Genomic DNA, 11,062 nt, shown 5'->3' with positions numbered 1-11,062 from the left:
ATCGACTCAAGGTTCTCCGAATCGCCACCGCGTCCCGCTTGAACTCCTCGCGAAACTTCGACTTCCGTGCCACCAAGGACACTTCCTCCACAGGACCCACAGGACCCACAGGACCCACAGGACCCACAGGACCCACAGGACCCAGAATCAGGGTGTCCACACCCAAGGGGGAGGCCCACCGGCCGGGCGGCATCCCCCCTTCTGTGAGGTCATCTCGGCAAGTCGTCTCCATCATGGGTAGCGGCCTTAAAGGCCGTTTTCAGCGGAGACCACCCGTTGTCGGTGGTGTAGGGACCTCCGTCGCTACCGTCGTGCCAGTAGCGCAGGCAGAAGCCTCCGGATCCGGTGAGCTCTCGGATCGTTTGGTGGTCCACTTCCTCCGGTGACCAGCAGTCCTGGCTCCCGTTGTTGTTGCGGTCTTCGTCGTAGCCGTACTTCTGGTTGGCGAAGTAGCCTTGATCGATCGCCGAGCGGTAGGACACCGTGGGATCCTCCTCCGAGCCGACCAAGCTCCAGTCGATGCCAGATGCCCACGCGTCGTCAAGGCCGCGGTCACCAGCACCGGGCTCGGACTCGTGCAGCTTGTCGATGAACCCCGAGCCGCCGGCGTCGCTGGGCACCATTTGGTTCCACTGCCTGCACGGATCACCGTCCGAGGCCCAACTGTCTTCCGGGCACCCACCTCGCACGCCCTGGTGCGGCGTGCCGAGTGTCACGATGTCCTGTACGAACACGCTCTCCGGAAACCCCTCCCAGTCCTCGTAAGTGCCGAGCACCGCGACACGCGTGATCAGCCCTCCCATCGAATGCGCCACGATGTCGACGGGATTCTCCGGGCTGTAGTTGTCGTGGATGTAGTTGGCGAGATCCCTGGCTATGTCCCGGATCGAAGTGCTGTTGTCCGCGTTCTTGTTCCCGATCACGAAGTCGCACTTGTTCTGCCCGCCCACTTGGCCGGTATCGCCCTTGTAGTAGCCGATCGTCACCATCGATTCGCGGGGCCGGCCGCCCTCGGACTGGTAGTACGTCAGGGCATCGGCCCAGGTGCTGTTGTTGCAGTCTTTGCCGTCCTTAGCGCTGCCGTAACCATGTACGAGCAGCATCCTCGGCTGCTCGGCCGTGATGCCCGGGTTGGTTGCGGAGTCCGTGCCAGAAGCCTGCACAGCGGACGAAGTGCCGTTGGTGGATAGTGCCAGTACGGCCGCTGCCGCGATTGCCAGCCTCTTGCGGTGCCGGTTTCTCATCGTCACGCTCCCTTTCACCGGTTCAAAACGCGAAAGAGTCCGCGACGGCCCGCTCGCGCCATTCCCCCGATGACCATGCACGCGGCGGCTTTCCTCTTGCTTTCAAATACCCGCCGGGCCCGTCTCGGGGCGCGCCGTACCCGGGTAGCCGCTGGCCGCGATGACTACCTTCAGATCGTGGGTGCAGCCGATGATTTCGCGAGAAAATCGCGAGTTCTCGACGCCTCACAAGCGAACGCCGCGCCGGGTTCGGGTAACCCGACCACACGCCGCGCCCAGAACACCCCGGGTGTGACGTGCGATTCCGATGGGTTCTCTACCTCGGGTGGGGCTGCCCAGGGGTTGGATGACACCTTGACCCAGGCTTCACTTTGTCAACCGAAGTCTGGGCAGTCCTGAGGTCAACACCCCAGAACTGGGAACGCAACACCGAACATCCCCTGAACGAGACCCCCAGCGCCGTCAACTGATCAACCTGCGGCCTCGGCGACGGGAATCTGAGCTGCGTGGTTCTGCACCGCACGCTGGAAGCCGATGGAGTGAGAGTCCTCAAACACGGACTCCGAGGAGAAGCTATGGGCTACTGCAAGCAGCGCGTCAACCGGCAAGGCCACGCTCGCTACACCGCCTACTACTGGGACCTGCGCGGCCGCGCCCGCTCCGCGGGCACCTTCAGCCGCAAACGCGAGGCCAGGGCCCGCCTCCCCCGACCTTGGGCGCGCACCCGTTCGGGGCCATGCCCGCCAGAACCCGTCACGGGCCGCGTCGTAGAGCACCGTGTGCCGATACTCCAGTTCACCGCAGGCGTCTTGCGACGAGGACGATCCCGCCACCCTCCACCTGCGCCAAGGCACCCGCGGCGTCGATTGCCAAAAAGAGAGTAGTGAGTTTCCCCTGGTAACCAGGGGTTTCACATCCCACCGCAGGTCAGCGGCCCTTGTTCCTCCTCGTTCCGATGAGACGCGACGCGTTACCGCGCGTTCCCGTCGCCAGGAAATCGCCATTCGATCTTGGCCAACGTGGAGGATGGTCACCTTGCCGCACCTTGTACGCGGCTTGCCCTTAGCTCTCGCTCCCGACGGTACGAGCCGCGTAGTATCCCTTCCCAGCTCGAGCGCATGGCGCGGTCCGTCAGGCGGAGCGCTCCAGTGCCGCAGACTCCTTCAGCGCAAGGCCGAGGTATTTCGCCGACGCCCCAACGCCTGCCTTGGCGACCTCCTGCGGGGTGCCAGAGGCGACGATGGTGCCGCCGTCCTCCCCCGCGCCTGGCCCGAGGTCGATGACGTGGTCGGCCGCGGCGACGGCGCGCATGTCCAGCTCTACCATCACGACGGTGTTGCCCGCCGCTACGAGGGTCTGCAGATGCGTGACCAGGCGGTCAGCGTCGGCGCAATGCAGGCCCGAGGTCGGCTCGTCGAGCACGTAGAGGGTGTCCCCGCGCTGGGCGCGCTGCAGCTCACTGGCGAGCTTGACGCGCTGCGCCTCGCCGCCGGAGAGCTCGGTGGCGGGCTGTCCGAGCCGCAGGTAGCCCAGCCCGACGTCGATCAGGGCCGTAAGGGACCGCATGATCTCCTCCTCGCCGGCAAAGAAGGCTTGGGCCTCCTCGACACTCATCGCGAGGATCTCGGCGATGTTCTTGTCGCGCCAGGTGATGTGCAGTGTGCTGTCCTTGTAGCGGGTGCCATGGCAGTCCGGGCACTCCGTGTAGACCGACGGCAAGAAGAGCAACTCGACCATCACCGACCCCTCACCCTCGCAGGTCGGGCAGCGGCCGCCAGTGACGTTGAAGGAGAACCGGCCGGGCTTGTAGCCGCGGGCACGCGCCTCGGGAGTCTGCGCGAAGCGGCTGCGCACACGGTCGAACAGGCCTGTGTAGGTGGCCACGTTCGAGCGCGGCGTGCGGCCAATGGGCTTCTGGTCAATGCTGACGACGCGGCGCACGCCGGTCAGGTCTCCCGTCAGGGTGCCCTCGAGCCGGTTGGGGGAATCCGCCAGTAGCAGCTCGTCGTCCTCGGGAGCCTCGTCGACGGGCACGGTGCGCCCCAAGCACTGGCTGAGCAGCGCGGGCAGCGCCTGGCTGACCAGGCTGGACTTGCCCGATCCGGACACACCCGTCACGGCGGAGAGCACGCCCATGGGGATCGACACGGACACGTCCTGCAGGTTGTTGCGGGTGACACCCTTCATCTCGAGCCAACCGACAGGGTCACGAGGGACGTGCGGAGGCAGTCCGCTCCCGCCGAAGAGGTAGCCCCGCGTCACGGATTCTTCGACCTGGGCGAGGCCTTGGGTCGGCCCGCTGTAGACGATGCGGCCGCCGCGCTCGCCCGCATCCGGCCCGATGTCGACCAGCCAGTCGGCGTGGCGCATCACTTCCACCGAGTGCTCGACCACGAAAAGGCTGTTTCCACGGCCCTTGAGTCCGTCGAGGATCCCGAGCAATGCGGTCACGTCCTGCGGGTGCAGGCCCGCCGAAGGCTCGTCGAGCACGTAGACGACACCGAACAGCTCCGAGGTCAGCTGCGTGGCCAGCCGCAGGCGTTGAAGCTCGCCACCGGAGAGAGTGGGTGTGGTCCGATGCAGGGACAGGTAGCCCAGGCCGAGGTCGATGATCGGGCGCAGGCGGTCGATAAGCTCAGCGCCCACCCGCGCCGCCGCGGCCCGCTTCTCCGCCGACTGGTTCGGAGTGCGGCGCACATCGGGGGCGGCCGAGTGCGCGGAACCGCCGGCCGCCACTCTCTGCTCGACGGCCTCGCGCCGCGAGGCCGCGTCCAGGACTTCGCCGGAAGTGCCCGTCCCCGTATTGCCGGAGGCGGTATCCGCGACTACCCCGTCCAGCAGTGAGAGCAGCTCCCGCATCGGCAACTGCGAGAACTCGGCGATGTCGAGCCCCTCGAAGGTCACGGTCAGGGCTTCGGGCTTCAGCCGTTTGCCGTGGCATGACGGGCAGCGCGCCACGTCGAGGAACTGGGCCACGCGGCGTTTCATCGAGGCGCTCTTGGTGTTATGGACGGGGACGACGGGGTCTCCTCGGTGTAGAGGATCCAGTCGCGGTCTTTCTTGCGCAGTTTCCGCCAGGGGACGTCGACGTCGTATCCGAGCGCGACGAGGACGTCGCGCAGCTGGCGGGGCGAGAGGCGGCACGCCATGCGACCGTAGTGGCACGCATTGCAATAGAGACGCAGATGCCTGCGTGCCTACCTTGAGAGACAGCCGAGGTCGCAACGCCACCAGCAGCCGGGATGGCGCTCGGGCGACTGGGCTTTCCATCCGCTCCAGAGGAGATCGTCATGGCAGACAACAACCGCGCCGTCGTGTTCGAGAACGCGAGGGACATGCGCGTCGAGTCCCTCGCCTTTCCGAAGCTCGAGATGCCGAACGGCAAGAGCGCCCCGCACGGGGTCATCCTCAGGATCGTCGCCACCAACATCTGCGGCAGCGATCTGCACATCTACCGCGGGTCCTTCCCAGTGCCGCAGGGCATGGTGATGGGACACGAAATGACCGGCGAGGTCATCGAAGTCGGAACGGACGTGGAGCGCGTGAAGGTCGGCGACCTCGTTTCGGTTCCGTTCAACGTCGCCTGCGGACGATGCCGCAACTGCAAAGCCCGCCACACCGAGATTTGCGAGAATGAGAACGTCAACCCGGCGGTAGCCTGTGGTGCCTACGGGTTCAACCTGGGCGACTGGACCGGGGGCCAGGCCGAGTACCTGTTTGTCCCCTACGCCGACTTCCAGCTGCTGCGCTTCCCCGATCGGGACCAGGCCATGGAGAAGATCCGTGACCTCGCGCTGCTTTCGGACATCCTGCCCACCGCGTTCCACGGGCTCATGGAGGCCGGGGCCAAGCCGGGATCGACCGTGTACATCGCCGGCGCGGGCCCGGTCGGTCGCTGCGGGGCAGCGGCGGCCCGCCTGCTGGGGGCCTCCTGCATCATTGTCGGCGACTACTACCAGGACCGTCTGGACCTGATGAAGAACAACGGCTGCGAGACCATCGACCTCAGCCAGGACGTGCCGCTGACCGACCAGATCGAGGCCATCCTCGGCGAGCCCATGGTCGACTGCGCAGTCGACTACGTCGGCCTGGAAGCCCACGGGATCGGCCGGGAAGCCGAGGACATGAACCCGGCCTACGCCCTCAACCAGGTGATCGATGCCACGCGCCCGGGCGGAGCCACTGGAGTCATCGGCGTCTACGGCCCTGACCCGCTGGCGAAGTCGAAGGCCGAGCAGGAGGGCACCTTCCCGATCGACTTCGGCAAGGCGTGGATCAAGTCGCCGAGGATCTCCGCCGGACAGGCCCCGATCATGCACTACAACCGCGAGCTGATGATGGCCATCTTGTGGGACCGCATGCCCTACCTCAGCGACATGCTCAACACCAAGCTCATCAGCCTCGACGAGGCCCCCGACGCCTACGCGACCTTCGACACGGGCGTCTCGGACAAATTCATCATCGACCCCCACAGCCTCGTTCCCGCCTGATCCCAGGCCCTTCACACCGATACTCCGGCCCGCGACCGCCGCCTGAGCGGCGTCGCGGGCCGGACCTCTGCGCCCCCCGGGTCCCCTCACAGACGTGCTGGCGGCCGAGCTGGATTGGGCCCCACGTCGTACGCTGGCGATGGACGCGGTGGGCGGGCGCGAGCCACGGCGCAGACCAGCAAGCAGGGGCGTAATCATGGGACAGGAGACCACCTCGCTGCCGCGCCTGACGTCCTTCTCGACGGGGCGTGCCCCACGGGGCGACGAGATCGACTACTGGCGTCAGGCCCGGCGAGAGGCGTACGTCTCGGTCAGGACCGACCCCGTCGACACCGGATTCGGCGGCGAGATCGGTCTGGGGCAATACACCGACTTCCGCCTATCCACCAAACGGGCTCGAGCCGAGGAGGTCAAGCGCTCGAGGAGCGACATCGCGCAGAGCCACGATGACCAGGAATACCTGTACTTCCTGTTCCAGCTCCGCGGGAACCTGCTCGTCGAGCAGGCCGGACGCGCGGCGCTCGCAACCCCCGGCTCTCTGGTGATCTACGACAGCGCAACCCCCTTCACGCTGCGCACCAAGGAGTACTACGAGCAGGCCGTCCTCGAGCTCCCCGCAGACGAAGCATTCGCGCGTGCCGGAGTCAGCCGCAGCGACTACCTGCTCGCGAAGACATTCGACTGCGACGGGGCGATGGGCTCAGTGGCGGCATTCTTCGTGAACCTCGCGCGGACCCAGGCCAGCGACCCCCACGGCGCGCACCGCCTCGAGCCCCAGGCACCCGCGCTGGGGGCATCGCTCATCGGCCTCCTCTCGCCTCCGCGCCCCCACGCCGACGCACCCGATGCGGCACGGCGCAGCCAGGTGCTGGCCTGCATGCGCGCGCACCTGGCCGACCCCGATCTGGACTCCCAGGGCATCGCCGTCGGCCTACACCTCTCCCGGCGCACCCTGTTCCGCCTCTTCGAGGGGACTGGGGAGTCCGTCATGGGCCAGCTGCGCTCGCTGCGACTCGAGCGAGCGCGGGTGATGCTCCGCGCGCAGCCGGACAAGCCGATCTCCTCGATCGCGCTCGAGCTGGGCTTCTCCGGCCCCGTGCAGTTCTACCGGGCCTTCCGCACGACGGCCGGGATGACCCCAGGCGAGTACCGGGAGATCGCCGCTTTGGAAGGGACGCCGGCCCAGGCCGCCTCGGAACCTGGCTCATGACCGAGGGTGCGCACGATCCCGGCGACGCTTCGGAGCATGTCGGCACGGCCATTGACCAGGACCGGCTGGACGCTCGGCTGGCGCGCATCGCCCGGATCCCCTTCCGCGCGAAGTTCCACCTGCGCCCTCCCGAGCTCGCCTATGCCGCGTCGCGCGGACCGGAGACCATCGCTCGGCACGCGAAGGAGCTCATCGACGCGCGGCTCGCCCCGGCGCACCCGCAGAAGGACGGCAGACAGACCCCCTGGGGCGGACACCCCGTCTTCCGCGCCCAGCACGCCACCGCGACCTGCTGCAGGAAGTGCTTGCAGATCAACCACGAGATCATCCGGGGGCACGAGCTCAGCGAGCGTGAGCGGGAATACGTCGTCCACGTCATCTGCAGGTGGATCGAGCTCGAGAGTCAGGCGGGCTCGACTCGTGCCCCGCCACCGCCTCCGACCCTGTTCTGAGAGCCTTCGGTGAGGGGACCACCTGCGGTGCGCAGGTCGTCCCCTCTCGTCCGGCGCTCAGGCCGGGATCTCCTGGGTGCGGGTGCCACGGCGGCTGGACTCCAGCATCGCCGTCAGGGTGCGCGCGTCGTAGCTGCCCAGCAGGCGGCAGCCCTCCACGAAGAAGGTCGGAGTGGCGTGCGCGCCGCTGTCCGCCGCGCTCGCGGCGTCTCGCTCGACTCGCTTGGCGACCTCCGCGCTGTCGAGGTCCTCGGTGAATGTCTCGACGTCGAGGCCGAGCTCGACGGCGTAGTCGACGAGGTTGTCGCGCTCCAGGGCGTGCTGGCGGGTGAACACGAAGTCGAGCCACGGCCAGAACATGCCTTGATTCGCCGCCGCCTCGGCCGCCCTGGCGGCGATCGGCCCGTGCGGGTGGTGCGGAAGATGGCGCACCACGTAGCGCAGGTCGTCCCCGAAGCGCTCGTGCAGATCCTCCCAAGAGCCGGTGGCGTGCGCGCAGAACGGGCACTCGAAGTCCACGAACTCCACGAGCGTGAGCTGGGCGTCCTCCGGGCCGCGGATGTGGTCGACCTCCGGATCCACCGGCGGCTCCAGCGTCATCGGCAGATCCGCGGTCTCCTCGCCCCACCTGCGGGCGGCGACCTTGAAGATCGCCCACCCCAGCACGCAAGCGAGCACCATAGCAACGAACACGCCGAGAGTCGCCTGACGGCCGAGGTCGGAGGTGGTGCCGAAGGCGAGCCCGATGATCAGCAGTGACACGGTGAAACCAATGCCCGACAGCGCCGCGCCCCCGAACACGCTGCCCATCCCGACGCCTTCCGGCAGGCGCCCCGCACCCAGTCGGACGGCCAAAAGCGTCGCGAGCCCGATCCCCAAGAGCTTGCCGAGCACGAGCCCCGCGACGACGCCCCACGTGACCGGCGAGCCGAGCGAGTCGACGAGCAGCCCGCCCCGCAGGTCCACCCCTGCGTTGGCCAGGGCGAAGATCGGCACAACCAGCAGCGCGGTGGGCAGCCGGAGGTACTCGTGCAGGCGCTCATTGACCGAGACGCCCCGAGACAGCCCCCGGCCGACGGCACGGGCCGAAGACGCGCTCGGCGATTGCCAGAAGTCGCGGAACAGCTGCCGGGCGGCGACCACCTTGTGCCGCCGCGTCGGGTACGCGGGGATGAGGAGGCCAGCGATCATCCCCGCGAGCGATGCGTGGACGCCTGAGGAGAGCGTGGCCAGCCATAGCCCGAGGACAATCAGCACGTACGGAGCCGCGCTCCATTGGCGGGAGCGTCCGAGCAGCCACAGCGCGAGAAGGCACGCGAGGGCGACCAGCAGCGGGACGATGCGGATCTCCTCGCTGTAGAAGATGCCGATGATCGACACCGCGAGGAAGTCGTCGACCACCGTCAGGGTAAGGAGGAAGACGCGCAGCTGACCGGACAGGCGAGGGCCGACGATCGCGAGCGCGCCCAGCATGAACGCGGTGTCGGTGCCGACCACAGCTCCCCAGCCTTCGATGCCCTCGGCACCGGCCGCACCGACGACGAGGACGTACACCAGCGCGGGGAGAGCCACACTCGCGACCCCGGCGATCACGGCGAGACGGGCACGGCTGGTGTCCCTCAGCGCCCCGTGGGCGAACTCCTGACGCACCTCGAGCCCAACGACGAAGAAGAACACGACCATCAGGCCGTCGTTGATCCAGTGGTGCAGGTCCATGTGCAGCCCGAACGGGCCGAAGTCGAAGCCCAGGCCCTGATGCCACAGCTCGGAGTAGGAAGAGGAGAGCGGCGAGTTCGCCCAGATGAGCGCGACCGCTGTGACGACGGTGAGGAGCACCGCCGATCCCGACTCCGTGCGGAGCCGTCCGGTCATGCTCAGCGGAGATGGTCTTGAGTGAGGCACAATGCTGAATTCTGCCTGACAAGTCCAACGCTGTGCGGGACAGGCCGCGTACTTCGCGCCAGCGCCGGAACTCGGCAACGAACTCGTCCTGGTCGGCTGATGTCTCGGAATCGTCCCCGTCGTTCATCCTCGCCGCTCTCCACCGTGCGTGTGCGTGAGTGCACCGTGCGTGCAACTCACCCTAACCTCACCCCACCGAGCCGCGATGCACTGTGCAGCGTCTTACCCGGGTTCACCGCCGGAGGCGCCCATGTTCTCCCTGACAGACCACACCGCAGTTCCCTCAACCACCCTCAGCAGGGTCGAGTGGCCGCACCGGTCACGGGTTGGCGTGATCGGACTCGGTCACCAAGCCCGTACCGACCACCTGCCTGCCGTGACGGCCAGCGATCACGTCGAACTCGCCGCCATCTGCGACAGCGATCCAGACACCTTGGCGAACGTGGGTCGCGAGTACACCGTGCCTGCTTACCGCGACGCGGCCGCGATGTTTACCGAGCAGAACCTGGATTTCGTGGTCGTAGCCGTACCGCACCACGCCGGTGCGCCGATCATTCGCACCGCCGCCGAGCACGGGGTGCACGTGCTCAAAGAAAAACCTCTGGCCACCAGCCTGCCCGAGGCCCGTGCACTGGCGGCTTGCAGCGCCGAGGCGGGCATCGAGGTCATGGTGACCATGCAACGCCGGTTCAACCCCATCTACGTAGCCTTCAATGACCTGGCCGAACGCGTCGGCCGCCTGTACCACCTCCACGCCACCTACACCCTGTCCGTCAACCCGGCTGACGGGTGGCGCGGGCACGCGCGGCTTGCCGGCGGCGGCTGCTTGCTGGACATGGGTTACCACGTCGAATACGACTACGACGCTGAGGACACCGCCACACTCACCCTCGGCTACAACTCCGGCATGGTCGGCACCGTACTGCTCTCGCGCTGTATGGCCCCGAAAACCGAAACTCTGCGCGTGACCGGCACCGACGGCGCGGTGCAGCTCGAACGCGGCCGGATCCAGCGCCTCGACCGCGCCGGGACCGTGGTGGAGTCGCTGACCCGCGAGCAATCCTGGCCCACCGCCGCGGTCGCCCAGGTCAACCACTTCTGCCGCGTGCTGGCCGGAACGTGCGCCAACACCGCCAGTCCCGAGTCCCACCTCGCCCACGCCGCGCTGATCCACGCCGCCTACACCTCCGCGGCCGAAGGCCGCTTCATCGACCCCCGAAAGGTCCTGTCATGACCGCTGAACTCGCCCTGCACGGCGGCACCCCGGTACTGGACCGACCACTGCCGCACCTGGCCTGGCCACCTATCACCTCCGCAAGCACAGCCGCCGTGATCGCGCAGCTGGCCACGACGGTGTCCATCCCGGATCGTTCCGGGATCATCGCTGAACTGGAAGAAGCGCTCGCGGCGTACTTCGGTGTGCGGCACGCGGTGCTGACCAGCTCCGGCACCGCCGCGTTGCACAGCGCCTACGCAGCCCTCGGCTTGCACGACGGGCACGAGGTCATCGCGCCCACCTACACTTTCCACGCCACGGCCAGCCCGCTGTTCCACCTGCGGGCCGCGCCCGTACTCGTCGACTGCGACGCATTCGGCAACCTCGACCCCGATGCCGCCGAAGCCGCCATCACCCCACGCACTCGCGCAATCGCGGTGCACACCTCTGGGGCGTGCCCGCCCAGATCGAGCGGCTCCGTGACCTCGCCGGGGTCTGCCCAGGGTTTGGTTGACACCTGATGTGTGAGGCTTCGGCCTCGCTTGGAA

9 protein-coding genes are annotated in these 11,062 nt (G+C 67.6%); 5 read left to right on the top strand and 4 right to left on the bottom strand.

The genetic code is table 11. The features are described 5' to 3' along the window. Window positions 1–209 precede the first annotated feature (209 nt). The 3 genes from ACYVF3_RS02685 to ACYVF3_RS02675 form a co-directional block, all read right to left on the bottom strand. Entirely contained in the window at window positions 210–1,244 is a 1,035-nt protein-coding gene (locus ACYVF3_RS02685) for an alpha/beta hydrolase (RefSeq protein WP_461152644.1), read from the bottom strand. A gap of 1,131 nt (window positions 1,245–2,375) precedes the next feature. Then, entirely contained in the window at window positions 2,376–4,220 is a 1,845-nt protein-coding gene (locus tag ACYVF3_RS02680; protein WP_461152643.1) for an excinuclease ABC subunit UvrA, read from the bottom strand. An 8-nt stretch (window positions 4,221–4,228) separates the two neighbouring features. Continuing rightward, window positions 4,229–4,393, bottom strand: coding sequence for a hypothetical protein (locus ACYVF3_RS02675; protein WP_406689417.1), 165 nt, complete (start codon window positions 4,391–4,393; stop codon window positions 4,229–4,231). A 141-nt stretch (window positions 4,394–4,534) separates the two neighbouring features. On the opposite strand from ACYVF3_RS02675, the gene ACYVF3_RS02670 reads away from it, so the two are divergent. From ACYVF3_RS02670 to ACYVF3_RS02660, 3 genes are all read left to right on the top strand, one after another. Further along, on the top strand, window positions 4,535–5,734 hold the full coding sequence (locus ACYVF3_RS02670; RefSeq protein WP_461152642.1) for an alcohol dehydrogenase catalytic domain-containing protein: 1,200 nt from the start codon (window positions 4,535–4,537) through the stop codon (window positions 5,732–5,734). Between the two features lie 196 nt (window positions 5,735–5,930). After that, the gene (locus ACYVF3_RS02665; protein ID WP_461152641.1) at window positions 5,931–6,944 is read left to right on the top strand and encodes a helix-turn-helix domain-containing protein; all 1,014 of its coding nucleotides are present in this window, start codon (window positions 5,931–5,933) and stop codon (window positions 6,942–6,944) included. Then, window positions 6,941–7,396: a DUF4186 domain-containing protein gene (locus tag ACYVF3_RS02660; protein ID WP_154076178.1), complete on the top strand. Its 456-nt coding sequence runs from the start codon at window positions 6,941–6,943 to the stop codon at window positions 7,394–7,396. The genes ACYVF3_RS02665 and ACYVF3_RS02660 overlap by 4 nt, the downstream gene beginning before the upstream one ends. 57 nt (window positions 7,397–7,453) lie before the next feature. On the opposite strand, the gene nhaA is transcribed toward ACYVF3_RS02660, so the two are convergent. Beyond that, window positions 7,454–9,268, bottom strand: a complete 1,815-nt coding sequence (gene nhaA / locus ACYVF3_RS02655; protein WP_461152640.1) for a Na+/H+ antiporter NhaA — start codon at window positions 9,266–9,268, stop codon at window positions 7,454–7,456. 235 nt (window positions 9,269–9,503) lie between these two features. Between nhaA and ACYVF3_RS02650 the strand changes: the two genes are divergently transcribed. Continuing rightward, window positions 9,504–10,532 carry a Gfo/Idh/MocA family oxidoreductase gene (locus ACYVF3_RS02650; protein ID WP_461152645.1) on the top strand — a complete coding sequence of 343 codons (1,029 nt, stop codon included), beginning with the start codon at window positions 9,504–9,506 and terminating at the stop codon, window positions 10,530–10,532. Next, window positions 10,529–11,035 carry an aminotransferase class I/II-fold pyridoxal phosphate-dependent enzyme gene (locus tag ACYVF3_RS02645; RefSeq protein ID WP_461152639.1) on the top strand — a complete coding sequence of 169 codons (507 nt, stop codon included), beginning with the start codon at window positions 10,529–10,531 and terminating at the stop codon, window positions 11,033–11,035. The genes ACYVF3_RS02650 and ACYVF3_RS02645 overlap by 4 nt, the downstream gene beginning before the upstream one ends. Window positions 11,036–11,062: the final 27 nt, after the last annotated feature.

This window comes from Saccharopolyspora tripterygii (genome assembly GCF_054778355.1).
Note: the sequence above shows the minus strand (reverse complement) of the source record. Positions and strands in the feature narration are given on the sequence as shown.

Coding starts and splice junctions, on each gene's coding strand:
- ACYVF3_RS02685 (WP_461152644.1), bottom strand. CDS start 1,244: ATGAGAAACCGGCACCGCAAGAGGCTGGCAATCGCGGCAGCGGCCGTA.
- ACYVF3_RS02675 (WP_406689417.1), bottom strand. CDS start 4,393: ATGGCGTGCCGCCTCTCGCCCCGCCAGCTGCGCGACGTCCTCGTCGCG.
- ACYVF3_RS02670 (WP_461152642.1), top strand. CDS start 4,535: ATGGCAGACAACAACCGCGCCGTCGTGTTCGAGAACGCGAGGGACATG.
- ACYVF3_RS02665 (WP_461152641.1), top strand. CDS start 5,931: ATGGGACAGGAGACCACCTCGCTGCCGCGCCTGACGTCCTTCTCGACG.
- ACYVF3_RS02660 (WP_154076178.1), top strand. CDS start 6,941: ATGACCGAGGGTGCGCACGATCCCGGCGACGCTTCGGAGCATGTCGGC.
- nhaA (WP_461152640.1), bottom strand. CDS start 9,268: ATGACCGGACGGCTCCGCACGGAGTCGGGATCGGCGGTGCTCCTCACC.
- ACYVF3_RS02650 (WP_461152645.1), top strand. CDS start 9,504: ATGCACTGTGCAGCGTCTTACCCGGGTTCACCGCCGGAGGCGCCCATG.
- ACYVF3_RS02645 (WP_461152639.1), top strand. CDS start 10,529: ATGACCGCTGAACTCGCCCTGCACGGCGGCACCCCGGTACTGGACCGA.